This window comes from Nesterenkonia sp. NBAIMH1, assembly GCF_007922635.1.
GTDB lineage: Bacteria > Actinomycetota > Actinomycetes > Actinomycetales > Micrococcaceae > Nesterenkonia > Nesterenkonia pannonica.
The window spans coordinates 1,308,963-1,333,574 of record NZ_CP042335.1 but is presented as its reverse complement, the minus strand read 5'-3'; the positions used below and the strand labels follow the sequence as shown (position 1 = coordinate 1,333,574).

Annotated in this window: 24 protein-coding genes; 13 read left to right on the top strand and 11 right to left on the bottom strand. The window is 67.8% G+C overall.

The annotated features are described in order from the left end of the window. Window positions 1–8: 8 nt before the first annotated feature. The gene (rplI, locus tag FS388_RS06260; protein ID WP_146340639.1) at window positions 9–464 is read left to right on the top strand and encodes a 50S ribosomal protein L9; all 456 of its coding nucleotides are present in this window, start codon (window positions 9–11) and stop codon (window positions 462–464) included. Window positions 465–507: 43 nt separating this feature from the next. On the opposite strand, the gene FS388_RS06255 is transcribed toward rplI, so the two are convergent. Continuing rightward, window positions 508–1,998 carry a peptide synthetase gene (locus FS388_RS06255; protein ID WP_146340638.1) on the bottom strand — a complete coding sequence of 497 codons (1,491 nt, stop codon included), beginning with the start codon at window positions 1,996–1,998 and terminating at the stop codon, window positions 508–510. Between the two features lie 89 nt (window positions 1,999–2,087). Between FS388_RS06255 and FS388_RS06250 the strand changes: the two genes are divergently transcribed. The 4 genes from FS388_RS06250 (at window position 2,088) to dnaB (ending at window position 6,425) form a co-directional block, all read left to right on the top strand. Then, entirely contained in the window at window positions 2,088–2,897 is an 810-nt protein-coding gene (locus FS388_RS06250) for an alpha/beta fold hydrolase (protein WP_246836325.1), read from the top strand. Window positions 2,898–3,516: 619 nt separating this feature from the next. Continuing rightward, complete coding sequence (locus tag FS388_RS06245; protein WP_146340637.1) at window positions 3,517–4,653, top strand: CE1758 family FMN-dependent luciferase-like monooxygenase; 1,137 nt, start codon at window positions 3,517–3,519, stop codon at window positions 4,651–4,653. A 172-nt stretch (window positions 4,654–4,825) separates the two neighbouring features. Next, window positions 4,826–5,035, top strand: a complete 210-nt coding sequence (locus FS388_RS06240) for a hypothetical protein (RefSeq protein ID WP_146340636.1) — start codon at window positions 4,826–4,828, stop codon at window positions 5,033–5,035. 28 nt (window positions 5,036–5,063) lie between these two features. Next, the gene (gene dnaB / locus FS388_RS06235; protein ID WP_168198625.1) at window positions 5,064–6,425 is read left to right on the top strand and encodes a replicative DNA helicase; all 1,362 of its coding nucleotides are present in this window, start codon (window positions 5,064–5,066) and stop codon (window positions 6,423–6,425) included. A gap of 21 nt (window positions 6,426–6,446) precedes the next feature. Here dnaB and FS388_RS06230 read toward each other — a convergent pair whose 3' ends face one another. The 3 genes from FS388_RS06230 to FS388_RS06220 are packed head-to-tail and all read right to left on the bottom strand — an operon-like array spanning window position 6,447 to window position 8,915. After that, entirely contained in the window at window positions 6,447–7,034 is a 588-nt protein-coding gene (locus FS388_RS06230) for a DJ-1/PfpI family protein (protein ID WP_146340635.1), read from the bottom strand. A gap of 51 nt (window positions 7,035–7,085) precedes the next feature. After that, window positions 7,086–7,553 carry a hypothetical protein gene (locus tag FS388_RS06225; protein WP_146340634.1) on the bottom strand — a complete coding sequence of 156 codons (468 nt, stop codon included), beginning with the start codon at window positions 7,551–7,553 and terminating at the stop codon, window positions 7,086–7,088. 12 nt (window positions 7,554–7,565) lie between these two features. After that, window positions 7,566–8,915 carry a galactokinase family protein gene (locus FS388_RS06220; protein WP_146340633.1) on the bottom strand — a complete coding sequence of 450 codons (1,350 nt, stop codon included), beginning with the start codon at window positions 8,913–8,915 and terminating at the stop codon, window positions 7,566–7,568. Window positions 8,916–9,049: 134 nt separating this feature from the next. Here FS388_RS06220 and FS388_RS06215 point away from each other — a divergent pair, with 134 nt between their 5' ends. After that, the gene (locus FS388_RS06215; RefSeq protein WP_146340632.1) at window positions 9,050–9,475 is read left to right on the top strand and encodes an organic hydroperoxide resistance protein; all 426 of its coding nucleotides are present in this window, start codon (window positions 9,050–9,052) and stop codon (window positions 9,473–9,475) included. Between the two features lie 69 nt (window positions 9,476–9,544). Here the strand turns inward: FS388_RS06215 and FS388_RS06210 are convergent, their stop codons facing one another. Genes FS388_RS06210 through FS388_RS06200 form a run of 3 tightly spaced genes read right to left on the bottom strand, consistent with a single transcriptional unit; the run spans window position 9,545 to window position 11,901 of the window. Beyond that, window positions 9,545–10,090, bottom strand: a complete 546-nt coding sequence (locus FS388_RS06210) for a DUF4190 domain-containing protein (RefSeq protein WP_210410249.1) — start codon at window positions 10,088–10,090, stop codon at window positions 9,545–9,547. A gap of 45 nt (window positions 10,091–10,135) precedes the next feature. Then, on the bottom strand, window positions 10,136–11,089 hold the full coding sequence (locus tag FS388_RS06205; protein WP_146340631.1) for an electron transfer flavoprotein subunit alpha/FixB family protein: 954 nt from the start codon (window positions 11,087–11,089) through the stop codon (window positions 10,136–10,138). Beyond that, window positions 11,086–11,901: an electron transfer flavoprotein subunit beta/FixA family protein gene (locus FS388_RS06200; protein WP_146340630.1), complete on the bottom strand. Its 816-nt coding sequence runs from the start codon at window positions 11,899–11,901 to the stop codon at window positions 11,086–11,088. Before FS388_RS06200 ends, FS388_RS06205 begins: the two co-directional genes overlap by 4 nt. 97 nt (window positions 11,902–11,998) lie before the next feature. Between FS388_RS06200 and FS388_RS06195 the strand changes: the two genes are divergently transcribed. Both FS388_RS06195 and FS388_RS06190 read left to right on the top strand, forming a co-directional pair. Then, a complete protein-coding gene (locus FS388_RS06195; protein WP_168198624.1) occupies window positions 11,999–12,898 on the top strand; it encodes a CoA ester lyase in 900 nt (299 codons plus the stop codon). Window positions 12,899–12,915: 17 nt separating this feature from the next. After that, entirely contained in the window at window positions 12,916–14,055 is a 1,140-nt protein-coding gene (locus FS388_RS06190) for an acyl-CoA dehydrogenase family protein (protein ID WP_146340628.1), read from the top strand. A 12-nt stretch (window positions 14,056–14,067) separates the two neighbouring features. Here FS388_RS06190 and FS388_RS06185 read toward each other — a convergent pair whose 3' ends face one another. Further along, complete coding sequence (locus FS388_RS06185; RefSeq protein WP_146340627.1) at window positions 14,068–15,234, bottom strand: M20 family metallopeptidase; 1,167 nt, start codon at window positions 15,232–15,234, stop codon at window positions 14,068–14,070. 53 nt (window positions 15,235–15,287) lie between these two features. Then, complete coding sequence (locus tag FS388_RS06180) at window positions 15,288–18,530, bottom strand: beta-phosphoglucomutase family hydrolase (protein WP_146340626.1); 3,243 nt, start codon at window positions 18,528–18,530, stop codon at window positions 15,288–15,290. 123 nt (window positions 18,531–18,653) lie between these two features. Here FS388_RS06180 and FS388_RS06175 point away from each other — a divergent pair, with 123 nt between their 5' ends. From FS388_RS06175 to FS388_RS06155, 5 genes are all read left to right on the top strand, one after another. Next, window positions 18,654–19,592, top strand: a complete 939-nt coding sequence (locus FS388_RS06175; RefSeq protein ID WP_146340625.1) for an acyl-CoA thioesterase — start codon at window positions 18,654–18,656, stop codon at window positions 19,590–19,592. 97 nt (window positions 19,593–19,689) lie between these two features. Continuing rightward, the gene (locus tag FS388_RS06170) at window positions 19,690–20,619 is read left to right on the top strand and encodes a CPBP family intramembrane glutamic endopeptidase (protein WP_146340624.1); all 930 of its coding nucleotides are present in this window, start codon (window positions 19,690–19,692) and stop codon (window positions 20,617–20,619) included. 1 nt (window position 20,620) lies between these two features. Continuing rightward, entirely contained in the window at window positions 20,621–21,997 is a 1,377-nt protein-coding gene (locus FS388_RS06165; protein ID WP_246836324.1) for an MATE family efflux transporter, read from the top strand. 63 nt (window positions 21,998–22,060) lie between these two features. Then, a complete protein-coding gene (locus tag FS388_RS06160; protein WP_146340622.1) occupies window positions 22,061–22,645 on the top strand; it encodes a hypothetical protein in 585 nt (194 codons plus the stop codon). A 79-nt stretch (window positions 22,646–22,724) separates the two neighbouring features. Then, window positions 22,725–23,144: a hypothetical protein gene (locus FS388_RS06155; RefSeq protein WP_146340621.1), complete on the top strand. Its 420-nt coding sequence runs from the start codon at window positions 22,725–22,727 to the stop codon at window positions 23,142–23,144. Window positions 23,145–23,154: 10 nt separating this feature from the next. On the opposite strand, the gene FS388_RS06150 is transcribed toward FS388_RS06155, so the two are convergent. After that, on the bottom strand, window positions 23,155–23,964 hold the full coding sequence (locus tag FS388_RS06150) for a CGNR zinc finger domain-containing protein (protein WP_146340620.1): 810 nt from the start codon (window positions 23,962–23,964) through the stop codon (window positions 23,155–23,157). Window positions 23,965–24,126: 162 nt separating this feature from the next. Further along, window positions 24,127–24,603 (bottom strand): SRPBCC family protein, encoded by a 477-nt coding sequence (locus tag FS388_RS06145; protein ID WP_146340619.1) that lies wholly within the window; start codon window positions 24,601–24,603, stop codon window positions 24,127–24,129. Between the last annotated feature and the right edge of the window lie 9 nt (window positions 24,604–24,612).

Genomic DNA, 24,612 nt, shown 5'->3' with positions numbered 1-24,612 from the left:
AATAACCAATGGCAAAGCTCATCCTGACTCAGGAAGTGACCGGACTCGGAGCCGCTGGCGACGTCGTCGAGGTCCGAGACGGCTACGCGCGCAACTACCTGCTGCCCCGCGGATACGCGATGACCTGGTCCAAGGGCGGCGAGAAGGACGTGCAGCGCATCCGCTCAGCACGTCAGGCTCGCGAGATCGCGACCGTCGAAGAGGCTCAGGCGATCGCCCAGAAGCTGCAGGCGAACCCTGTCAGCGTCCAGGTGAAGACCGGCGAGTCCGGACGCCTGTTCGGCACCGTCGGTCCCGCTCACATCGCCGAGGCTGTTGAGGCCGCAGGCCTGGGCAGCATCGACAAGCGGACGGTGGAGATCCCCGAGCGGATCAAGTCCACCGGCAGCTACACCGCAACGGTCAAGCTGCACGCCGATGTTTCGGCCGCCCTGGATCTGAATGTGATCCCGGCCGGCAAGTAAGCATCGTCGCACTGCGGCGCAGGACCCCGAAGCAGGCCCTCTCCTATGAGGCCCGCTCCGGGGTCCTTCTGCGTCCGGCCGGCTTCTGCATCCCCTCCAGAGGGCCGCGCAGACCGTAGACCAGCCCGGCCAGCCAGGTGCGCATGGCTCGCCGCGCCTGACGCGTGTCCGGGTACCGGCACCGCAGGTGCATCCCCGACTCGTTGATCACGAACCACACCATCACCCCATCGGTGCGTATCACCGCCGAAATGTGCTGAGGACGCAGCGTTTCCGGGACGTTGACCGGAAGCTTTCGATGATCAAGCCATGACATGGCGAACATCCCAGGGTCCTGCGGCATGCCGCCATAGGGCCGCATGATCGGCGCCAGAGGGTGCGATCCCAGCCTGACCGCCTCCTTCACAGCGGCGCGGCAGGCTTCATAGCTGGTGTCTGAGGATTCGATGACGGAGTTGGTGATGAACCATCCCACCGAGTCGTACCAGCGCGGCTCATAGCGGGAATGGACCGGGAACACGGCGCGCAGCGGCTCCCCGACGAGCTCGTGGGCCAGCCGCGTCATCACCGAGACGGCCACCGCGATGAGCCGCACGCCGCCCTCCTCCGCGTGGCTCTCCACGGCGGCGAGCTCCTCCGCGTCGAACACATCCCGGACCTCCACCACCTCGGCCGCTGGGGCGGCGGGATCCCCCAAGTCCAGGGGAAAGGTGGGCATAGCGCCGCCGCCGGCCTCAAGGATCTCAGTCCAGCGGCTCACCACATCCTCCGGGGGGCACGAGCGCTGCTCCAGGGACGCCGAATGCGCTGCGAAGGACTCGGGCGCCGGCCTGTCCTGCGCGGAGGGACCCCCGGCGACGAGGTCCTCGATGGCCGTGGAGAGGTCGCGCATGAGCACCAGGAGGCTCCAGGCGTCGACATGCGCATGATCGGATCCGATGACGATCTGCGAGTGGCCGCCGTCAGCGGGATCCTCAATGAGGCACAGCCGATGCGAGGGGCGCGCGAAGGGTTCGCAGACGGCGTCGAAGTGAGCGCGCAGAGCGGCGCGGATTCCTCCCGCGGTCATCGTTGAGGCTTCCTCTGCCGGAACAGGGTTCGCGTCGGCGCGGCTGTCGTCCTCCTCGTGATCCCACGCTGCCCACGGAGTGTCCAGAGGCTCCCACATGCCCCCGAGCACCTCCAGCGGAGTGAGGACCAGATCGGTGTCGGGCCCGCCGCACACGTCGCTGGGGCGCACAGCGGGCGCGGATGCCCGCTGTCTGGGGTCGCGGCTGAACGCTGTCCGAAGTGTGCTGTGGCGCGCGATGACGCAGTGCCAGGCCTCAGCGATCGTTTCACGTGAAGCGGCGCCGGGGAGCCGGAAGGAGGCGGCCATCCAGGTGCCCGGCCGCGAGCCGAAGCTCACGTGCCTGCCCTGGTCGAAGGAGACCGGCATCTGATCGTGCGGCTCCGGGAGGTCCTCGACGTGCAGGCGATAGGAGAGCAGTCGGCCGGGCTGCACGTCCATCTGGGAGACATTGGTGAGCCGCATGAGGCGTAGTCTAGGCTCCAGCTGAAAACCGAAACCGCCGGTTGTATGAACGCCGGTTTAACAGATGACCAAGAGGTGACATCTCTTCCGTGGCAGACGCCAGAACGCCCGCTTTCCGCGTGCAGGGGGCCGCTCTCGCGTACGAGCTCACCGGCCCGGAAGACCCCGACGCCCCGGTGTTCGTGCAGATGCACGGACTGACGTCGTCTGCGTGGAGGGAGCACCGGGCCGGACTGGATATGACCGCAGGGCTACCTCGATCCATGCGTGTGCTCCGGTACGACGCCAGGGGGCACGGTGCCTCGACGGGACGAGCGGTGCCCTACGACTATCTGTGGCCGAAGCTGGCAGATGATCTGCTGAAGCTGCTGGACCAGGCCGCACCGGGGCAGGCGGTGCATGCGGCAGGCCCGTCGATGGGAAGTGCCACACTGCTGTATGCGGCCCTGCGTGATCCCGAGCGGTTCCGGACGCTCACGCTGATGGTTCCGCCCACCGCTTGGGAGACGCGGGAGCACCAGGGCGAGTCCTACAGGGCGTCGGCCGATCTCGTGGAGAAGCAGGGGATCGGCGCCTTCGTCCGCGTCGGCGAGGACGTGCTTCCTCCACCGGCTCTGGCGGACCGCCCGAAGGAGCGGGTGCCCGCGGTGAGCCAGGAGCTTCTTCCGTCGATATTCAGAGGGGCTGCCATGACCGACCTCCCCGCCCTGGAGGACATTCGGAGCATTTCTGCGCCCGTTCAGGTCTTCGCGTGGGCGGATGACCATACGCACCCGGTCTCGACGGCCCAGAAGCTTCACCGCGCCATACCGGGCTGCCAGCTTCGCATCGCGGAGACTCCGGAGGACCTGCAGACCTGGCCCGCCGCGACGGCGAGCTTCCTGGAACGCCACTCCTGAGCGCCAGTGGCCAGTTAGAGGGCCGCTTGGAAGGGCCTGCGGTGAGGCGGATCGCCGAGCCGGGCCCCTGAGGGCACCAGCAGGATCACGCCCGTGAAGGCCTGATCCTCTTCCCAGTGCTGGTGGCTCGGCGATCCGAACGGCGCCGATGCACGCTGGACGATGATCCAGCCAATATCCGCGCCTCTTCTGCTCCCATCAAATGCGGGACGGTCCACACTGTATTGCCGCCGAGAGGTGCTGGGCAATAGCGCCATCCACTGGGGTTGTGGATTATGTGTGCAGTACGCGGCGTGTTGTGTGCACTACCTGGGGATAACGCTGTGGATAGATATCAGCGGAGAGGGCATTAGGCGACCTGACCTGGGGTTTTGCAGCCGAGCGCCTGTGGGGAAAAGTTTTTTCGCGAGCGGCGGCCGTCGAGCGGGGGCCCTTGCTGTGGCACGCTCTGAGGTGTATAAGCGGACGCCATGTGGACCGAGAGTGAGGTTCTCCACAAGTTATCCCCACCCTGGTGATAATCCGCTGTGCGGAGCTTCCCTGAGATTCCGCCTCTGCCGCGGCAATTGGGGGCACAGAGGGATCGTATTATATTCAAATTTGAATTATCATGCATCATATGCAGTTCGGAATCTTCTCCATCGGTGACGTCACACCCGACCCGACCACCGGCAGGGCCCCCAGCGAGCACGAGCGCATCAGATCGATGGTCGCCATCGGCAAGAAGGCCGAAGAGGTGGGACTTGATGTCTTCGCCATCGGCCAGCACCACAACCCTCCGTTCGTCGCACCTGCCAATCCGCCCATTCTGATGGCCCATCTGGCTGCGCAGACCGAACGGCTGCTCTTCTCGACAGCCACCACCCTCATCACCACGACCGATCCGGTGCGCCTGGCCGAGGACTACGCCTACGTGCAGCACCTCACCGACGGACGCGTCGATCTGACCCTCGGACGGGGCAACACCGGGCCCGTGTACCCCTGGTTCGGCAAAGATATGCGAGCAGGAATACCGCTGGCGGTGGAGAACTACGCGCTGCTGCACCGGCTGTGGCGCGAGGAGAGCGTGAACTGGAGCGGGCGCTACCGCACCCCCTTGGAGCGCTTCACCGCCACTCCACGCCCTCTCGACGACACCCCTCCGTTCGTATGGCACGGATCGATCCGCTCCCCGGAAATGGCTGAGCAGGCCGCCTACTACGGCGACGGGTTCTTCCACAACAACATCTTCTGGAACAAGGAGCACACGGGTCGCCTCATCGACCTCTACCGCGAGCGCTTCGAGCACTACGGGCACGGCTCTGCCGACCAAGCCGTCGTGGGTCTGGGCGGTCAGGTGTTCATGCGCCCCACCAAGGAGCAGGCAGTGCGCGAGTTCCGTCCGTACTTCGACAACGCTCCCGTCTACGGCGGAGGCCCCAGCCTGGAGGACTTCTCGCAGCACACCCCCCTGACAGTGGGCACCCCCGAGGAGGTGATCGAGAGGACGCTGACCTTCAGCGAGTATGCGGGCCACTACCAGCGCCAGCTCTTCCTCATCGATCACGCAGGGCTGCCGCTGAAGACCGTCCTGGAGCAGATCGACATCCTCGGCGAACAGGTGGTCCCGGTGCTGCGCAGAGAATTCGCCAAGCAGAGGCCGGCCTCGACCCCTCCAGCGCCCACGCACCAAGGACTGGTGGAGCGTCGCCGTGCCGGCCTGGAGCCCGTGCCGGGCGGCAGGGCCTCCTCGTCAGCGTCGGAGCACGCGGCCTGAGCACAGGCACCTGACGCGACGGAGCCGGGCAGCGTCCAGGGTCGGTGGCGGATCCGGGGGGAAGTTTTACCTCATGCTCAGGGCATTCACAGTGTAGGTCCTTACAGTTTGGTGCCAGAACGAGAGAAGAAAGCGACGAGACAACGCATGCTTCATCCAACCGGAGGCTGATATGAAGTCCCAGGAGTCCGACAAGGGCGAGCTCATTTTCGCACTCGGCCCGTCACGTGGACACGACACATCCAAAGGGCGGAGCGGCAGAGAGTCCGACGACGACGACCTCGGCTTCTCCGCATCGAATCGCGCTGTGGGCATCACGCTGGCCATCGGGATCGGCCTGATGGTTCTGGTGCTGATGCTTCCTTACATCGGCGGGCTCTGACCCGCCCAGACTCCCGTACCCTGGTGCGGTGAGCATCGACACCTACGACCCCTCAACCGGTGCGGGCCAAGAATCCCGCATTCCACCGCAGGACGTCGTCGCGGAGCAGTCAGTGCTCGGCGGAATGCTTCTGGACAAGGACGCCATCGCGGATGTCGTCGAGGTCCTCCGCGGGCACGACTTCTACCGCCCCGCCCACGAGATGATCTATGAGGCGATCATCGACCTCTATGGTCGGGGTGAGCCGGCGGACGTCGTCACCGTCAACGACGAGCTGTCCAAGAAGCAGCAGCTGCAGCGTGTGGGCGGGCCCACGTATCTGCACAACATCGCGCAGACTGTCCCCACCTCGGCCAACGCGAGCTTCTACGCGGAGATCGTGCGCGAGCGGGCCATGCTGCGACGCCTGGTCGAAGCGGGCACCAAGATCGTTCAGCTGGGCCACACCGCCGACGGTGAGGTGGAGGCCATCGTCAATGAGGCGCAGGCCGAGATCTACTCGGTGGCCGAGAACCGGCAGTCCGCAGACTACGTCTCACTGTCCGAGGTCCTGGCGCCCACGATCGATGAGATTGAGACCAACGCCGCCCATGACGGCTCCTTGACGGGCATTCCCACCGGATTCCGCGAGCTCGATGAGCTGACCCACGGCTTCCACGGGGGCCAGATGATCGTGGTGGCTGCGAGACCGGCCATGGGCAAGTCGACGCTGGCGCTGGACTTCGCCCGATCAGCGTCAGTCAACAACCAGATGCCCACCGCGTTCTTCTCCCTGGAGATGGGCCGCACCGAGATTGCGACCCGTCTGCTCTCGGCGGAGTCGCGGGTGCTCTTCGGAGACCTCCGCAAAGGAAACCTGAAGGACGAGGACTGGGAGAAGATCTCCCAGGCGGTGGACAAGCTGGACAACGTTCCGCTGTTCATCGATGACAGCCCGAACATGAGTCTGATGGAGATTCGCGCCAAATGCCGTCGGCTCAAGCAGCGCAATGGCCTGAAGTTTGTGATCCTCGACTACCTGCAGCTGCTGTCCTCCGGAAAGCGCGTCGAGTCCCGTCAGCAGGAGGTCAGCGAGTTCTCCCGCACGCTGAAGCTGCTGGCCAAAGAGATCGACGTGCCCATCATTGCGCTCTCTCAGCTGAATCGAGGCTCGGAGCAGCGGCCCGACAAGAAGCCCCAGGTCTCAGACCTGCGCGAATCGGGCTCGATCGAGCAGGACGCGGACATGGTGCTGCTGCTTCACCGGCCGGAGGTCTACGACAAGGAGACCGAACGCGCGGGCGAGGCAGACATCATCGTGGCCAAGAACCGAAACGGGCCCACCCGCGACATCGTCGTCGCCTTCCAGGGCCACTACGCGCGCTTCCAGGACATGGCCCGGGACTTCTGACGGCGACGTCCCGGTCAGGGCCTAGACCGGCGGGAGCGGGTCGTACTGAATCCCGCGGCGCACCTCGCGCGCCCGCTCGGCTCCTGCCAGCCGCCGCACCAGGTGAAGAGCCATATCGATGCCGGCGCTCACTCCGGCGCTGGTGATGGTGTCACCGTCGTCCACCCATCGACTCTCCGGCTTCACCGTGATCGTCGGGTCGTACTCGGTCAGGTGGTCCAGCGCGCCCCAATACGTGGTGGCAGGCCGATCCGTGAGCAGGCCTGCCGCGGCATACACCAGGCTGCCGGTGCACACGCTGGACATCAGCGGGGTGGACGCACGCAGCTCGCGCATCCACCGCAGATGCTCCGGGTCCACTGCCAGTGCCCGTGTGCCGACGCCCCCGGGATGCAGGAGCACCTCCAGCTCGGGCAGGCCCGCTCTTGAGGTGTGCGGGGTCAGAAGCATGCCCTTGGCCGCGGCGACGGGGCGACCGTCGGGGGAGACCATCGTGACCTCATAGCCGTCCTGAGGGAAGTTCTGGGTCCACCAGGCCAGCACCTCCCAGGGGCCGACGGCGTCGAGCTCCTCCACGCCGTCGAAGAGCAGCACACCGATGAGCTTCATGCCCTGAGACTCTCACGGACTCGCATCGCTGGCGAGCGGGGGCCCGGCGGCTCAGAAGGCGGCGAGGATCTGGTCCAGGAACAGGAAGCCGACGGTGCCGTAGATCAGACCGATCCACAATGCGTGCGTCAGGCTGCGCCAGAACTGGCCGGTGGCGATGAGCAGGCCGAAGGCCCACGGCAAGCAGGCTAGGACGTAGCCGCCGGCGACGAACCACAGGCCGATGAACTCCGGGACCGACAGCATGTACACCCCCATGCCCAGGGTGAAGATCATCGTCGACTCGAACAGCAGGGCCGCGATGAGCAGGGAGGTGACCGCGCCCCAGAGCCTCCGGGCCCACGTCCATCGCCGTTCCTGGCGCTGCTGCTGCTCGAGGCGACGCTGGCGTGCCGCGGCCGACTCAGGGCTGCGGCGGCGCGCTCCCGATGATCCCGTCGACGGGCGAGGGGATCGGGTCGGCTTCCGCCGGGCGCTGCTCGGCTTCTTCTTCGCGGAGGAAGGCTTCCTGCTGCTCATCTGGCCCCCACACTACGTGGCGGGCCACAGGGCCCGCGCAGGCCCTGAGGGAGTCACCTCGAGGAACCTGATGCCTCTGCTCAGGCGTCCGACGCTCCGGGTGATCTTGTCCACCGCGGCCTCCGGGGCCATGATCAGCACGCTGCCGCCGAAGCCGCCGCCGATGAGCCGGGCACCTTGGGCGCCCGCCCCCAGTGCGGCCTCGACCACGCTGTCCGCCAGGGGGAAGCTGACCTGCGCGTTGCTGCGCATACTGCTGTGGCCGGCGGTCATGACCTCGCCCAGCTCACCGGCCATCTGGGTGACGCCGTGGCACTCACCGGTGAAATGGTGATTGAGCTTCTCCGACCGGACCATCTCTGACAGGGCGTGCTTGAGCCGACGCCGGCAGCCGTCCACGGGCCGGCCCTGAATCTGGTCCTGACCGGCTGTCAGCTCGTCGAAGCGGGCGAGCACATCATCCACCTCGGCTCGTCGGGCGCGGTGGCTGAGCGCATCCCGCAGCCGCTCCACGCCCAGCACCGCAGCAGCGGCCTCGGAATCTGCCCGGCGGGAGCCGAACTCCCCGTCCGAGAGTGCGTGGGGGGTGTCAGTGTCGACTGCGATGAGGCGGTGGCCGCGCAGCAGGAAGCTGATGGCGACTCGCTGGAGGCTGAAGTCGCGGCAGTCCAGCGAGAGCAGCATGCCTTCGGCCGCGCGCAGCGACGTGGTCTGGTCCAGCCCGCCCGTGCCGGCGCCGACGACCTCCACCTCGGCACGCATGCAGGCGGCTGCGACGTCAGCGCGATGGGCGTCGGTGAGCGCATCGGTGAGCATCGTGCCGGGGTTGTCCCTGCCCAGAGCGGAGCCGAGGCCGACGAAGGCGAGGGCTGCCGCGCACTCCAGCGATGCGGAGGAGGAGAGGCCGCCGCCCACGGGGAGAGTCGAGCGGATCAGCAGGTCCGCACCGAACTGCGGGTCCGGCCGGAGGTCCTCATCGTCCGCGCGCTGCAGCGCCCACAGCACCCCGCTCACGTAGCGGGTCCACCCCGGGTACTGGTCCTGGCCCTCGGCGTCGGCAGGCCCGACGGCTGAGATGGTCACCTCGTGCACGCCCTGGTCCAAGGATGCTTCCAGGGTGCGCACCCGCAGCACCCCGTCGTTCCTTGCGCGAGCCGCGGCGTAGGTGCCGTGGGGCAGAGCAAGGGGCAGGCAGCGGCCTCCGTGGAAGTCGATGTGCTCTCCATTGAGGTTGGCTCGGCCGGGTGCGAACCAGATTCCCTCGGGGTCCGTGCCGAACTCTTCGCTGAAGCGTGCGCGGAGGTTCTGAGCTATGGAGGCAGGCTCGCCTGGAGCGAGCCACCTCGGTGGGGCGTCATTCATCGTGAGCAATTGTGCCACTATGAGCCGCACCTGAACGTCGCCATGATATTTGCCCGAAGCTCTGGAACATCTGGGCACGGTGTGATGCTGTAGGGGACGGACATACAGTCCGCTGACCCTTCTAGGAGGACACCATGGCAGTTGACGTGAAGTACACCGCAGAAGCCCTTGCCACCGGCGGCGGCCGCGAAGGCCACGCGAAGACCAAGGACGGCTCCTTGGATCTCACCCTTGCTCCGCCCAAGGAGCTGGGTGGATCCGGCGACGGCGTGAACCCCGAGCAGCTGTTCGCCACCGGGTGGGCCGCCTGCTTCCTCGGCGCCATGAAGAAGGTCGCCGGCGACGACTACGACACCACCGACGCATCCATAGGCGTCAAAGTGGGGCTCGGCGCCGACGACGACGGCGGCTTCGGCCTCACCGCGGAGATCGAGGTGGTCCTGCCGAAGCTCGAGCAGGCCTCCGGCGAGGAGCTTGCGGAGAAGGCGCACGCCTTCTGCCCCTACTCCAAGGCGACCAGCGGCAACATCGACGTGAAGCTCACCGTCTCGCAGGACTGATTCGCGCTGATTCGCAGAAGGGCCCGGGGAAGAAGTCCCCGGGCCCTTCGCGCGTCGCAGCCTGTGCGGCTAGAAGGTGGTTTGGTCGAAGGCGCCGCCCGCTGAGAATGCGAATCCGAGCAGGACGATGAACGCCACCAGGGCGAGCACATAGAGGATGCCCAGCGCCACGTTGATCCAGCCCATCACCACGCCCGGAGTGCCGTTGGCGTGGCCTCGTGCGGCCTTCTTGCCCTGCCAGACGCCGAAGGCGCCGAGGATCAGGGAGACGGGCCCTGTGATCCACAGGAACGGTGAGATGACCACCGCGTTGACCAGGCCGATGATGCCCAGCACGAGCCCGGCCGTCTCATTGCCCTTGCCCGGAGGCGCCGCCGGGTACCCGTACCCGTAGTCGGGGGTGCCCTGCGGGTATGAGCCCGGAGGTGCTGCCGGGTAGCCGTATCCCTGCTGGGGTGCCTGCTGCGGGTAGGCGGGATAGCTGCCTGCCTCAGGCTGTGCGGGGGGAGTCGGCGGGTGCGGCGGAGGGTAGTGCCCCTGAGCGGACCCGGTCTGCTCGTAGTCGGGACGGCCGTCTGCGCGCCGCGGCTGGCTCTCGTCAGGTGTCTCGGTCATCGCGCTGCTCCGTCCGAGGAGTCGGGGGTGAGTACACCCAGCACTTTAGCCCTTCCGCGCACGAAGCTCCTCGATCATCTGCGGAAGCACCTCGTTGAGGTCGCCCACCACACCGTAGTCGGCGATCTCGAAGACCGGAGCGTCCTCGTCCTTGTTGATCGCGACGATCACATCGGAGGTCTGCATGCCGGACTTCTGCTGGATCGCGCCTGAGATGCCCACGGAGATGTAGAGCTGCGGGGACACGGTGACGCCGGTCTGGCCGATCTGCGCCGAGTGGTCGATCCACCCCGCATCCGTGACGGCTCGGGAGGCGCCTATCGCTGCGCCCAGCTCGTCCGCGAGCTGCTCCACCAATGAGAGGTCGCCGTCGACGCCGCGGCCGGCCGCGATGACCACCCGGGCCTCCGTCAGCGGAGGGCGCCCGGAGGTGGGAAGAGGTGCGGTCTCCAGCACCTCGAAGGCGGGCGAAGGCTTCACCGGCAGTGAGGTCAGCTCAGGGCGCGCGCCCTTCTCAGTGATCGCCTCGACGCTGTTCGGCTTCACCGTGGCGATGAGGGGCCCCTGGCCTGCCCGCGCGACGCAGGTGTGCTCGCCGGCCAGCACCGGCTTGCTCACCGTTCCGTCGACGTCGATGCCGGTCGCTGAGGTGATGATGCCCGCATCCAGGCGGACCGAGAGGCGAGCCAGCGCGTCGACCGCGTCGGGAACGTCCACTCCCAGCACCACCGATGCCTCCGACTCCTTGACCGCGGTCTCGAGCAGATCCACCAGTGCGCCGTCGGGCGGGGTGATCTCACCGTCGCCCACGTACACCTCACGCACGCCCCTGATGCTCAGGGCGTCGCCTGCGGCCTCCCCGGAGGCGCCGGTCACCACCGAGACGTCGCCGAGGCGCTCCGCGAGAGTCAGCAGCTCCGCCTGAGCGCCGCTGAGCGTGCCCTCGATCCGCTCCAGAAGCACCAGCACCTGACTGATCCCTGATGTGCCACGGCTCATACAAGACGCTCCTTTGCGAGATACTCCACGATTCGTCGGCCGCCCTGACCATCGTCGGCGATGACCTCTCCGACAGCGCGGGCGGGCCGGGACTGGATGCTGACCAGCCCAATCTTTGAGCGCGCGTCGACCGGCGTCAGCCCCACATCGAGGAGGCTGAGCTCCGTGACCGGCTTCTTCTTCGCGGCCATGATCGCCTTGAAGTTGGGGTAGCGGGGATCGTTGGCCTTGTCGGTGACGGAGACGACCGCAGGCAGGGGGAGGTCGAGCTTCTGGCTCGTCTGCCCCGAGATCCGGGTGACCACCAGGTGCCCGGCCTGAAGCGCCAGGTCAAGGGCGCGGGTCAGGGCAGGGATGCCCAGGCGCTCGCCGACCTGCGCCGGCACCGCGCCGGCCTCACCGTCGTCGGAGGCCATGCCGGTGAGCACCAGGTGCTCGGGGTCCTCGTCGGCGTCGAACACGGCCTGATCGCGCACGGTGCTCACCAGCGCGGCGACGGCCGCCGAGGTGGCCCAGATGTCAGCGCCCGTCAGAGCATCGTCGGTGAGTCGGAAGCCGTCGTCGGCTCCGAGCTGCAGGGCCTTCTTCAGGGCGGCCGAGGACCCCTCGGGGCCGACCGTCACCGCCGAGACCCGCACCTCACGGTCCGGGTGGGCCTCCTTGATCTGCAGGGCAGCCTCCAGCGGGTACTCATCCAGCTCCGCCAGGATTCCCTCTGATCGGTCCAGCCGGTTCTCGTCGGTGAAGCGGCGCTGCAGCTGGGAGTCGGGCACCCATTTGACCAGGGTGATGATGTGAAGCGGTGCCGGCATGAGGTCCTTTCAGTCCAGGTGTCCGCGGCGTGCCAGGATCGATCACCAGTTTCGCACGATACTCACCGCTGGGTCAGGCGAGCGTAATGTGGGTCCTATGGCTGTCCTCCTCCCCGGTCCGGCACTCCTCTTCTGCCCCGCAGACCGCCCTGAGCGCTTCGCCAAGGCGGCAGCGCGATCCGACGGGGTCATCCTCGACCTGGAGGACGCAGTGCTGCCGGGCAGCAAGGACCAGGCCCGCCAGCATCTCGCCGCGGCCTTCGAGGGCCCTGAGCCGCTGGCCTCCGAGACCACCCTGGTGCGCATCAACGGGCAGGCATCCGGTCACCAGGACCACGACGTGGCCGCGCTGGCAGGCACAGGCCTGCGGTGGGCCGTGGTGCCCAAGGTCGAAGATCCCGCCGAGCTCGACCGTCTCGCACATCACCTCCCCGGCACAGGCCTGATTCCGCAGATCGAGACCCCGCGGGGCGTCCTTGAGGCCGCACGGCTGGCGGAGCACCCGGCTGTCGTCGGCATCCTGTGGGGCACCGAGGATCTCGCCGCAGGCCTCGGGGGAGCCGGGGCCCGGGATGAGGACGGGGCGCTGCTGCCCGCCATCAGCCATGTCCGGCATCAGCTGCTGCTCACGGCCGCCGCCAATGGGATCCCGGCGATCGACACCATCTTCACCGCCCTGGAGAGCCCGGCACGGATGCAGCAGGAGGCCGCCGAGGCGGCAGCTGCGGGCTTCGCCGGCAAGGCCTGCATCCACCCGCAGCAGGCGGCAGCGGTCCGCGAGGCCTATGCGCCCACCCCCGAGCAGCTGGAGCGGGCCGAGGAGCTGCTCGCTGAGTTCGCCCGCCACGCCGGCGTGGCGCCTGACCAGGCCCACACCGCTGAGCCGAGCCTCAGCGGCGCATTCCGGTTCCGCTCCGACATGGTGGATGCTCCGGTGGTGGCCCAGGCTCAGCGCGTCATCCGCAGACATGAGGCAGCCGGGGGGTCGAAGGGCTGAGCGGTAGACTCCCGGGTATGTTCACCGGGTTCTATGAGGAGCTCCATGAGGAGTTCCGTGAGGTTGTCCGTGAGTTCGTGACCCGCGAAGTCGCCCCCCACTACAAGGAGTGGGACGCAGCGCACATGATGCCGCGATCCCTGTGGGAGGCAGCCGCGGAGAACGGGCTGCTCGGCCTGGCGATCCCCGAGGAGCACGGGGGCATGGGCCTGACGGACCTCAGGTTCCGGATGATCATCGACGAGGAGCTCGCCCGCGCCGACTGCCTGGCCGTGGGCCTGGCGTTCCACCTGCACGACCACTGGGTGCTGCCCGCCGTGCTGCAGTTCGGCACTGATGAGCAGAAGGAGACCTGGCTTCCCCGGTTCATGGATGCCAGCCTCATCACCTCCGTCGCCTTCACCGAGCCCGGGGCCGGCTCGGACCTCCGCAGCATCCGCACCAAGGCGGAGAAGAACTCCGACGGCTCCTGGACGCTCAACGGGCAGAAGACCTTCATCGGCAACGGAATCAGCGGCGACGCCGCCCTGGTGCTCGCCCGCACCGGGGAGTCCCACTCACTGTTCCTGGTGGAGAAGAGCGGCAACCCCGGCTACCAGCCGGGCCGGCAGCTGGACAAGATGGGGCTCAAGGCCTCCGACACCGCCGAGCTGTTCTTCTCAGACGTCCGCATCCCCGCCAGCGGGCTCATCGGCGAGGAGGGCCGCGGGCTGGAGTACGCCAAGGCCGTGCTCCCCGAGGGGCGGCTGGGCCTGGGCGCCGCCGCCGTCGTCGTGGCCGGCGCCGTGCTCGACGCGACCCTGACCTACGTGAAGGAGCGAGAGGCGTTCGGCCAGCCGATCGCAGGGTTCCAGAACACCCGGTTCCAGCTCGCTGAGACCGCCGCCCAGCTGGAGGCCGCGCAGCGCCTCGTCGGCGCCGCAGTGGAGAAGCACAGCGACGGCAGCCTGAGCCACGCGGACGCCGCGAAGCTGAAGCTGCACGCCTCGGAGTTCGCCAAGCAGGCGGTGGACACCTGCCTGCAGCTGCACGGCGGCTACGGCTACATCCTCGAATACCCGGTCGCCCAGGCGTTCCTGGCGGTGCGGCTGATGACGATCTTCGGCGGCACCAGCGAGGTGCTCAAAGAGACCATCGCCCACGACCTGCTCGGCTGAGCCGAAGCCGCCTCAGAGGTTGGCGCGGATGAGCGCGGCCAGCAGAGCCGTGCGCGGAGCGATGTAGGCGGAGAGGGCATGTTCGTGCTCGGCGTGGGCGCCGTCGCCCACAGCCCCCAGCCCGTCGAGGGTCGGGATGCCCGCCGCAGCCGTGTAGTTGCCGTCGGAGGCGCCCCCCACCTCGCGGCCGGCAGGGACGTCGATGCCCAGCTCCCCGGCCAGCTTCTCCGCCTGCCTGAAGAGCTGCTCGCCCGCGGCGCGCTCCATCGGGGGCTTTCGGATGCCCCCGGTGACCTCCACCCGGGTCCCCTCCACAGGGCTGGTGAGGGCACGGATCTGCTGATCGGTTCGCTCCTGCTCGGCCACGCTCGTCGCCCGGCCGTCCACCGCGACGGTGGCTAGGTCTGGCACCGTGTTGGTCGTGGTGCCTGCGGAGATGATGGTGGGAGTCACGGTGGTTCCGGCCTGGGGGTCGCCCAGCGCTTCGATGTGCGGCAGCAGCTGCCCCAGGGCGATGCCGGCGTTGATTCCCTTCTCCGGGTCCAGGCCTGCGTGGGCTGCGCGGCCGTGCACATGCACCTGCCAGTCCGCGGTCCCCTTGCGGGCGATCTTCAGGTCGCCGCGCTCGCCGATGGCGCCCTCCATGACAAACGCTGCGCGAGCGCTGCGCCCTTCATCGAGGAGGAGCCTGCGCCCGGTGGCTGAGCCGACCTCCTCGTCGCCGGTGACCACGATGCTCAGCCCGGTGAGGTCCTCGTCGGCCTCTTGAAGCAGTGCGGCCGCGTGGATGGACATGACCACGCCGGTGAGCATGTCGAACACTCCGGGCCCGCGAAGGACGCCGTCCTCGTGGGCGAACGGCTTCCGCGCCAGCGTGCCGATCGGCCACACGGTGTCCTGGTGATTGACCAGCAGAACCCGTGGGTCGGAGGAGCCGAATCGGATGCGCACGTGGGTGACGCCCTCGTCCGTCAGGGTCTCTGCGGTCACCCCGTCCGTCTTCAGGTCCAGCCGCTCCGCTGCCAGCTGCGCCACCTCTGCGGCGCCGCGGGCCACCGCCTCGTAGTCGCTCGAGGGGCTCTCGACCTCCACCAGCCGGCGGATGTCGGCGAGCATCTGCTCAAGCCGCGCGTCGGCGGCCTGACGCAGGGGGACGGCGGTCGGCTCAGCGTCATTCATGCCGTCCAGCCTAACGGGGCGTGCCGACACGGCTGGGCGCAGGCCTGCGCCCCTCAGGCCGCGGAGAGGCTGTGGCGTTCATGGGCGCGAGCCTGGTGCTGCAGCGGCACTGTCCAGGTCTCCCCGGGCTGCAGCGTCTTGTGCTGGCCCTCGACATTGACGTCGATCGGCTCCGCCGAACCTTCGGACAGATTGAGGACGACCTTCTCGTGGTCGATGCGCACCACGATGGGCTGGTTCCGGTAGCGGATGCGGAAGCACATCTCCGGCACCTCGTCCGGCAGCAGGGGGTGCAGCCAGAGGGCGTCCGACCGGGTCTCCACTCCGCCGTAGCAGCGGATGACCATGTCGACGGTGCCGGCCATGGCCCCCAGGTGGATGCCTTCGCGGACCGTGCCTCCCTGGGTGTCTGAGATGTCGGCCTCCAGGGCCTCCTTGAAGAGGTTCCATGAGCCGCCGCGGTCGAACCTGGCCGCCACCCAGCCGTGCACCAGCCGGGACAGTGTGGAGCCGTGCGAGGAGCGGGCCAGGTAGTACTCGACGGTGTGGCCGAATTCGTCCATCGTGAGCTCATACCCCATGTGTTCGAGCGCGTCGATGAGCTCCTGGGCCGAGAAGATGTAGCAGAGCATGAGCACATCGGCCTGCTTGGAGAGCTTGTACCGGTTGGTGGCGTCACCCTCGGCCTGCAGGATGAGGTCCAGCCTGCCGATGTTCCCGTACTTGGCGCGATAGCCCTCCCAGTCGAACTCGAGCAGGTCTCCGTACCCGTCGAACTGGCTGATCACCCCGCCGTCGTGGAAGTGGATCCGAAGCCGCTGCGACACCTTGTCCCAGTGGTCCAGCTCGTCGTCGTAGATGTCCAGCCACTCGGAGAGGGGGTCGTCGCGGTCGTCGAGCTCGCGGACCAGCCCTGCGGTGTGCCGCAGAACCCACGAGGCCAGCACGTTGGTGTACGCGTTGTTGCGCAGCCCCGAGCCGGGCGTGTCGGGGTAGCCGTCGTGATACTCGTCGGGCCCCATCACTCCGTCGATGTCGTACCGGTCCGCCTCGGCGTCGTACTGGGCCATCGAGACGAAGAAACGGCTGACCTCCACCAGCATCTCCCCGCCGTAGTCGGAGAGGAAGGTGTAGTCCTGGGTGACTTCGAAGTACCGGATGACCGAGTAGGCGATCGCCAGGGAGACGTGCCGCTGCCGGTGGGAGTTGTCGGGCATCCACTGCTGGGAGCGGGGGTTCCACAGCTCTGTGGGGGTCTCCTCGCGGCCGTCCGAGCCTGCCTGCCAGGGGTACATGGCGCCTTCGTACCCTTCGGCCGCTGCCATGGCGCGGGCTTCGTCGAGCCGGCGGTACCGGTACATCAGCAGCCCGCGCGTGAGCTCCGGCCGCCGGAGGGTCAGCATGGGGTACATGAACATCTCATCCCAGAAGAGATGGCCGCGGTAGCCCTCACCGTGAAGCCCGCGTGCGCCCAGAGAGGCGTCGAGGTCGTGACGCGCGCCGTAGGCCGTCTGCAGGACGTGGAAGATGTGAAGATTCAGGGCCAGCTGCTGGCGGCCGTTGGTGCACCCGTCCTCGGCCTCATTGCCCAGGGACACGGCGAAGCGGTGCCACAGGGCGCCCCACAGCTCCTCCTGATAGCTCAGCAGCGATCGGAAGCTCGGCGCCCGCTGCACGCGCTTGACCGCGTTGTGCCATACCGTGCTGATGGCGTGGTCGTGGGAGTTCGACGCCGCGGCGATCTTCTCGATCCGCACGGGAACACCCGCGTCGAGGCTCAGCGAGATGTCGTGGCCGGCCACCAGGTCCCCCTCCATGACGGGCCGGCGCATCGGCGTGGTCTTGCCGGGTGTGGTGACGGAGGTGCGAGCGGCCACCGCGATCTGAACCTTCGACTGATTGGTCTCGGTCTCCAGAAGCACCGTTTCGCCGTCCACCTCGCGCGACTCGACCGGCTCGATGTGATTGCCGGCGAGCTCGCGATCTGCGGCGACGTTGCGGTTGGCGACGCGGCCGTCGACCATCGATCGGATCCCCACGTTGCCGGACCAGTTCTCGGCCTCGAGCTTGACCTCCATGCAGCCCAGGTGAACGTTGGCCAGGGCTTGGAACTGCCGGATGGTGACCTTGGTGCGCCGGCCGTGCAGATCCTCGTATCGCGCCACGCGAGTGTGCAGGCCGCGACGCATGTCGAGCTCCTGGAAGTAGTCGACCAGCTCCGGGGATCCGGGCAGCAGCGGCGTGCCGGCCTCCGGGGTGACCTGCAGGAATGTCCAGTCCGGAATGTTGACCATGTGCTCGGTCTCGACGGTTCTGCCCATGATGTCGGTCTGCAGCCGGTTGAAGACCCCAGCCATGTAGTTGCCGGGGTAGTGGCTGGCGTCGGCCGAGGTGCCCGGGTAGGACCCTCGCGTGCCCCAGTAGCCGTTGGCCGTGGCCGTGAGCGTCTCCCGGGTGGGCTCCGCGGCCGGATCGAACTCGTCGTAGCGCAGCACCCACCTGGGGTCGAAGGGCCGGGTGGTCCTGGTCTCCAGCTTCGCGACCGCGAGGTCCTTCACGACGATGTCGGCCCCGCCCTCCTTGAGCCGCTTCGGATCATCGCCCCGGTTCAGGCCCACCACCATGCCGAAGTCGCCCGCGCGCCCGGCCTGGACCCCGGAGACGGCGTCCTCGATGACGATGGAATCCTGAGGCTCCACGGCCAGCAGCGCCGACGCGTGCAGGAACATGTGCGGCGCGGGCTTGCCCGGCAGGCCGAGCTCTGCGATGTCTGAGCCGTCCACAATGACGTCGAAGCAGTCGATCAGCCCGGCGCGGCGGAGCACCTCGCGGCCGTTGCGCGAGCTGGTCGCCAGCGCAATCGGGATGGAGTCTCTGCGCAGCCGCTCGATGAGGGTCACGGTGGTGCTGAAGGTGTCCACGCCGTCGCGGTTGAGGACCTCTTCGAAGTACCCCTGCTTGCGCGCCGCCAGGCCGTGCACCGACAGGGTCTCCGGCGAGTCCCCCGGCCGGCCCTCACGGACGGGCAGTCCGCGGGCGCTGAGCAGGCTGCGCACGCCGTCCTCGCGCGGCCGTCCGTCCACATAGTTGAGGTAGTCCTCCTCAGTGAACTCCGGCTGCGGCGCGCCGGCGATCTCTGGCAGCGCGGCGTCGAAAAGCTCCTTCCACGCCGTGGCGTGGACGCCGGCGGTGTCGGTGACGACCCCGTCCATGTCGAAGATGACGGCGCGGAAGTGGCGGAGGGCGTGCCTCTTCGCCTCTGCGCTGTGGCGGAAGGGGTTCTCGAAGGGATGCATGTGGAGCCTCAGACGTCTCTGCGGATCGGGATCTGCTTCGGTCAGGGTTGTGCTTCTTCATCATCCTATGCACTGGTGCTCCATGCCGCCCTGTGATGCGCGCCACCGGGTAGAGTCAGGCCCGTGGCGCGACGAGCAAAGATTGAGCTGACCTTCAGAGAGGTCACGGGCACGTCGTCGAAGAAGAATGTCGCCGCCGGCACCGTGGTGGACTGGATCGACAAGACGGCCTACGCCTGTGCGGCCTCCTGGACCCGCGCGCAGTGCGTGACCTCGTACGTGGGGAACATGCACTTCACCCGGCCCGTTCCTCGCGACACTCCCGTACGGGTGCAGGCGCGGGTGGTCCACACCGGCCGCCGCAGCGTCCACATCCAGACCAGAGTCCTCTCCCGCTCAGAGGGGTCGTGGAAGGTCTGCACCGAGTGCTTCATGATCTACGTGGCGGTCGGCGAGGACGGCGAGCCGGTCGAGGTGCAGCCCTTCGAGCCCTCCACCGAGCTGGAGATCCGCCGCGACGTCGACGCTGCCCGCCGTATGGACCACCGCAGGCAGATTGAGGATGAGATCCGCGAGCTGCCCGAGTCCATGGGCGACTCCGAGGCTCTGACGATGCGGTTCGTGGCGGACACTGAGGAGCGCTACCCGGACGGCAAGGTCCGCGGAGGCACGGTGATGAAATGGGTGGACCTGGCTGCGGAGATCTGCGCAGAGCGCTTCAGCGGCCACCGGGTCACATCGGTGCTCACCGGCGGGGTGCGGTTCTACCGCCCCATCAAAGTGGGGGATCTGGTCGAGGTCGAGGCGCGCCTGGTGCTCACCGGGAGCACCTCAATGCACGTGCTGGTCCGTGTCAGGGGCGGAGACCGCACCGAACGACGACCGGAGGACGTCGCCTACGGGCTCCCGGTGATGGTGGCGCTGAACGAGGACGGCTCCGCGATGCGCATCAGCCGGTGGGAGCCGATCTCGGATGAGGACTACGCGGTGGCGGAGAAGGCCCGGCGCATACGCGACCTCCGCAACGCGACGCTGCTGACGCCCAGCCCCGACCCCATGTGAGCCCCGTCCCTCCCTCAGCCCCGCCGTCGGATGACCCCGAGAAGATCATTCGAAAGGCTGAGTACGTCGTCAGGGAGGGGCCGCTAGGCTGACCGGCGTGAATGAACAGCAGTCGCCCGGACCGCATGCCCCTGCCCCTCATCAGCCGTACTACGGGGCCCAGCCCGCGGACGGCGGGCACCCGGACAAGTACGCGGTCAGGTACCCGGCCAAGGGGCTTCCGACCCGCCTGTGGGGCCAGCCGGACTCCGACCCGGGCCGGCTCTCATGGTGGGATCTGCTGACCGCCATCCCCTATTTCGGGTTCTTCCTCATCGGAACCACCATCCTCACGCTGGTGATGAACGCCGCGGGTGTGGACCCCATGGGCGGGGTGTCGCTCAGCGACGAGGACTACATGATGCAGTTCGCGGAGAACGCGGTGATCTTCGGGATCCTCCTGGCTCTGATCCTGCCGCTGAACCTGAAGGCCCTCATCAGGAGCTTCCGGGTGTTCACGCACAGCGGGCTGGCGTTCCTCAAGCTGCTCGCCGTTCCGGGCCTGTGGCTGGTCACGATCGTGGCGAACCTGATCATCACTCTTCTGATCATGGCGATCTTCGGCCAGGAGCCGACCACCTCAGAGAACCAGGCCGGCCTGGAAGCCATGATGCAGGTGGTCCCGTTCTGGGCCGCTCTGCTGCTGTTCGGCATCGTGGTGCCCTACATCGAGGAGTACTTCTTCAGGCACCAGCTGGTCGGCAAGCTCTCCACCAAGCTCAACATCTGGGTCTGCGCGGTCATCTCGATCCTGATCTTCGCAGCCGTCCACGTGACTGCAGAGCTGGTGACCGGGGACCTGATGCTGATCATGACCTCGCTGTTCACCTATCTGACGATGTCGATCATCATGACGCTGGCATACATCTTCAGCGGACGCTCGCTCGCGTTCGCCTGGTTCGTCCACGCGTTCAACAACATCGTGGCCGTCTGCAGCATGTACTTCCTGCTTCCCTATGTCGACGACTTCGCCGTCATCCTCTTCTGAGGTGAGCCCCGGCACCGCCGCGGGCCATAATGAGGGCCGGCCGCGCTCCCTGCCCCGACAGATCCTGGCCCTAGCCGTCCCCGCACTGGGGGCCCTGGTGGTCGAGCCGCTCTTCCTGCTCGCCGATACGGCGATCATCGGCCGTCTGGGCACCGAGCCCCTCGCCGGAGCCGCCCTCGGCACCACCGTGATGCAGACGGTGGTGGGGCTGATGATCTTCCTGGCCTACTCCACCACTCCGGCGGTCGCGCGGTTCCTGGGGGCAGGAAAGCACGGACGGGCTCTGGCGGCCGGGCGCGACGGGGTATGGCTGGCCGTCCTCCTGGGAACAGGGCTGGCACTCGCCGGCGGCGCCTTCGGCCGAGAGCTGCTGAGCCGCATGGGAGCCGACGCCGCAGTGCTCGACCACGCCTGGGCGTATCTGCTGTGGTCCCTTCCCGGACTGCCCGCGATGCTGCTGGTCTTCGCTGCCGTGGGAACCCTCCGCGGGCTTCAGGACACCAAGACGCCGCTGGTCGTCGCCGGGGTCGGCTTCACGGCCAACGCGCTGCTCAACCTCGTCCTGGTGCACGTGCTGGGCATGGGTGTCGCGGGTGCGGCCCTGGGCACCTCAGCAGCGCAGTGGGGAATGGCCATCACGTACCTGATGATGCTCGCCCCCAGGCTCCGGGCCCACGGGGTGTCCCTCATGCCCGACCCCCTGGGGCTGCGCAGCGCATGCACTGTGGGCGGGTGGATGTTCCTGCGGACCCTGTCTCTGCGTGCGGCGATCGTGGCCACCGTGCTGGCGGCCACAGATCTGGGCCCGGAGGTCCTGGCGGCGCACCAGGTGGCCTTCGTCGTGTTCTCCACCATGGCCTTCGCCCTCGACGCGCTCGCCATTGCTGCGCAGGCCCTGATCGGCCGCGAGCTGGGAGCCGGCCGGAAGCAGGACGCACAGCGGATGACGCGGCTGATGATTCTGTGGTCCTTGGGCTTCGGCGTGGTGACGGGGCTGGTCGTCGCGCTCTCCGCGCCGTGGGCGCCGCTGCTCTTCACACCCGACGAGCAGGTCGCCGCCGGCATCACCGTGGCCCTGCTCGTCCTCGCGGCGTCGCAGCCTCTGGCCGGCTTCGTGTTCATTCTCGACGGGGTGCTCATGGGCGCCGGCGATGTGGCCTACCTTGCTGTGGCGGGCCTGGTCACACTGGGCATCTACCTGCCGGTGCTCTGGTGGGTCTCCGCGCTGGACCATGAGGGACCTGCCGGGATCCTGTGGCTGTGGATGGCGTTCGCCGTGGTCTTCATGGGCGCCCGCGCCCTGACCCTCGGACTGCGCATCCTCACTGACCGCTGGATGCGGCTCGGAGAGCCCGGCCGGGAGCGCCGTCCGCGCTGATCGGAGGTCCCGCGCAGAGGTCCTGCGCCCCGAAGCGCCTCAGGACGGCGTAGAATCTCGGCCGTGTCCGTGACCAGAGTTCCCGTCGAGACCGCGGCCGCCCTGCAGCGGCCCGTGTGGCTTCGTGCCGCCTTCACCGCCGCCTTCGGCATCTTCGCCACCTTCTGGACCGGCAACGAGGATCTGATCGGGCTGTGGGGGGACAACGCATTCTTCATCGGCAAGGTGGTCATGGCCGCCTTCTTCATCGTGACTGCCTCCATGGTCTGGGAGTACGCCAAAAGCTCGCATGTGCCCCAGCGCCTCCGAACGATGCTTGCCGCGGGCGCTGCCCTCTGGACCCTGAGCGGTGCAGTGCTGGTGCTCATGGGCGCCAGCTGGGCAGTCGCCGTCGCCGCCGGCGCCGGCCTGCTCGCCATGGGAGCCCTCGAGCTCATCGGAGGGGCCCTGGTGCGCGGAGAGTTCGTGCCGGCCCGGGACCACATGACGGTGGGAGGCGTGACCGCCCTGACCGGGATCGCCCTCTTCATCTGGCACGGCCCGGATCTTCATGCAGTGGCCGGCACTGCGGGCATGGGAATGATCCTTGCCGCGGCACTGCTGCTCATCAGTGCTGCGGGGCTGACGTACGAGGCCCGTCGGAGCTGAGAGCGAAACGGTCGCACTGCTCCTTCTACGAGCAGTAGAATGATGTGGCCCCGAAACACCGTCCGATTGGAATCTGCACGTGTCCGATGATCAGAGCCGGCGCCGCTCCCTGCTTCAGTCGGTGAAGGCTCCCCTGATCTTTTCGGGGATCCTGGGGGCAGTCGCTGCGGCCGTGGTGTTCCTGGCAACCTCCGGCGGCACGGACAACCCGCGCGTCGAACAGGGCGGGGGCGATATGGGCGGCCTCAGCTCCCCGGTCAACCTGGCCCTGCTGGCCTTCGGCATCGCCTTCATTGCCGCGCTGCTGCTGGTCTCTATGCTTCAGCTGGCGTCGCGGGAGAACCCGGAGGAGCTCAGCCAAGGCTCGGGGGTGAACCAGAACGCCGAGGAGCTGTACCGCCAGCAGGTGGCGCAGCGGCGTGAGAAGGAGCGCCGCCGAAAGCAGGAGGAGGCCCGCCGTGAGCATGGCGAGCCCCCCTACGGACGAGACGCTGAGTAGCGCCTCCGGCCTACTTCTTTTTCTTCTTCTTCGACTTTTTCCCGGTTTTGGCGCGGGCGTCCATCAGCTCAGTGCGCATCTGATCGCGGAACTCCTTGGCCGCCACGGCGGACTCCGACGTGGGCTGCTCGATGGCCGCGGCCTTCTCCGCCGAAGACGGCTTGTTCAGCTTCGGCTCCCTCGGCAGATCCTCCTGCGGCGCCTGCGGAGTCGCCGCAGCAGGGCGGCGGCCGTTGCGCACGGCTGCCTGTCGCGCCCGGTAGGCGCGCACATGCGCTCGGTTCGCACAGTTGCCGAAGTCGCAGAACAGTTTGGAACGGTTCCGGGTGAGATCGATGATTGCGGCCTCACAGTCCTCGCCCTTGCAGATCCGCATGCGCGCGGTCTCCTCCTCCACCACCAGCCGGGTCAGGGCTGCGGCCATAGTGGCCGTCATGATGTCGCCGAGCTTCTTCGACACGGGAACGGGAGCCTGCCGGAACGGCGGCTCCGTCTTGCCCCGGCCCTCGACCTTCTCCAGCCGGGTGCCCACGCCGTGGAGCAGGTCATTGATCTGCTCCATCGGCCTGCCGCCGGTGACGGGGGCCTGGTGCCAGATCTGGCGGAGGGCGGTGCGAAGCGCTCGCGCCTTCTCCAGCTGGGGGCGGTCGACAGTCGAGGTGGGCCAGCCGAGGCCCGGATCCTGTTGGCCTGAATATCGTTTCAGGTCCTCCACTGTGGTCAGAGTGTCAGACGTTTCGTGATTGCTTCGGAGACCCGCCTCTGTATTGATGAGCTCGGCGGCCGCGCTGAGGGCGCGGTTGATCTCGGGGTTGAACATGCAGCCTCTCCTGCCGATTCGGCGTGACCGGCCAGGTGCGACGAGCCGGTCACGCGGTGCAACGTAGAAGCATCTGCAGACGGGTAACGGCCGTCGGGGGCAGACGCTTGTGCACAGAGTGTACTCGAGAGTAGGGCTGGCTCTCCGCAGCGGCGAGGGCCGTCAGGGAGACGGGAAGAGTCCGCGCATCCGTATCAGCGAGGCTCGGATGTTCGCGGCGTTGTCCTGGAATACTCCGGCAGCCTTCAGTCCGACGCGCACCGGCGGCAGCTGCTTGGCCGCGTCGAACGCCTCGGTGACGATCACGTCCTCGCCGTCCGGTTCGATCTCCCACCGCCAGCGGTGGCCTGTGGGCTGCTTCCATTCGAGCACCCGCTGATGCTCAGACCGGGTCACGCGCAGCGGAAGCCTGTAGGGGATGCCGAACCTGCGCATGTGCACGCTGAAGCGGTCGCCCCGGCGCAGCTCCTCGGGTCCGATGGCCTGGGACTGAACGGAGCCGGAGCCGTCGAACTCGTGGTGCCGGTGGGGATTGGACACTAGGGCCCATATCTCCTCGGGGGAGGCGGCGATCCGGATTCGCGCGCCGACGGCGTGCTTGCCGAGGTCCAGTGCCAGCGGAGCTTCGTCGTCGTGCATGTCTGTGAC

What these genes read in the sequence shown, in the direction of transcription:
- FS388_RS06220 (WP_146340633.1), bottom strand. Translation starts at nt 8,915, where the DNA reads ATGAATGACGCCCCACCGAGGTGGCTCGCTCCAGGCGAGCCTGCCTCC.
- FS388_RS06205 (WP_146340631.1), bottom strand. Translation starts at nt 11,089, where the DNA reads ATGAGCCGTGGCACATCAGGGATCAGTCAGGTGCTGGTGCTTCTGGAG.
- FS388_RS06210 (WP_210410249.1), bottom strand. Translation starts at nt 10,090, where the DNA reads ATGACCGAGACACCTGACGAGAGCCAGCCGCGGCGCGCAGACGGCCGT.
- FS388_RS06195 (WP_168198624.1), top strand. Translation starts at nt 11,999, where the DNA reads ATGGCTGTCCTCCTCCCCGGTCCGGCACTCCTCTTCTGCCCCGCAGAC.
- FS388_RS06180 (WP_146340626.1), bottom strand. Translation starts at nt 18,530, where the DNA reads ATGCATCCCTTCGAGAACCCCTTCCGCCACAGCGCAGAGGCGAAGAGG.
- FS388_RS06255 (WP_146340638.1), bottom strand. Translation starts at nt 1,998, where the DNA reads ATGCGGCTCACCAATGTCTCCCAGATGGACGTGCAGCCCGGCCGACTG.
- FS388_RS06150 (WP_146340620.1), bottom strand. Translation starts at nt 23,964, where the DNA reads ATGTTCAACCCCGAGATCAACCGCGCCCTCAGCGCGGCCGCCGAGCTC.
- FS388_RS06230 (WP_146340635.1), bottom strand. Translation starts at nt 7,034, where the DNA reads ATGAAGCTCATCGGTGTGCTGCTCTTCGACGGCGTGGAGGAGCTCGAC.
- rplI (WP_146340639.1), top strand. Translation starts at nt 9, where the DNA reads ATGGCAAAGCTCATCCTGACTCAGGAAGTGACCGGACTCGGAGCCGCT.
- FS388_RS06200 (WP_146340630.1), bottom strand. Translation starts at nt 11,901, where the DNA reads ATGCCGGCACCGCTTCACATCATCACCCTGGTCAAATGGGTGCCCGAC.
- FS388_RS06245 (WP_146340637.1), top strand. Translation starts at nt 3,517, where the DNA reads ATGCAGTTCGGAATCTTCTCCATCGGTGACGTCACACCCGACCCGACC.
- FS388_RS06225 (WP_146340634.1), bottom strand. Translation starts at nt 7,553, where the DNA reads ATGAGCAGCAGGAAGCCTTCCTCCGCGAAGAAGAAGCCGAGCAGCGCC.
- FS388_RS06215 (WP_146340632.1), top strand. Translation starts at nt 9,050, where the DNA reads ATGGCAGTTGACGTGAAGTACACCGCAGAAGCCCTTGCCACCGGCGGC.
- FS388_RS06240 (WP_146340636.1), top strand. Translation starts at nt 4,826, where the DNA reads ATGAAGTCCCAGGAGTCCGACAAGGGCGAGCTCATTTTCGCACTCGGC.
- FS388_RS06190 (WP_146340628.1), top strand. Translation starts at nt 12,916, where the DNA reads ATGTTCACCGGGTTCTATGAGGAGCTCCATGAGGAGTTCCGTGAGGTT.
- FS388_RS06145 (WP_146340619.1), bottom strand. Translation starts at nt 24,603, where the DNA reads ATGCACGACGACGAAGCTCCGCTGGCACTGGACCTCGGCAAGCACGCC.
- FS388_RS06185 (WP_146340627.1), bottom strand. Translation starts at nt 15,234, where the DNA reads ATGAATGACGCTGAGCCGACCGCCGTCCCCCTGCGTCAGGCCGCCGAC.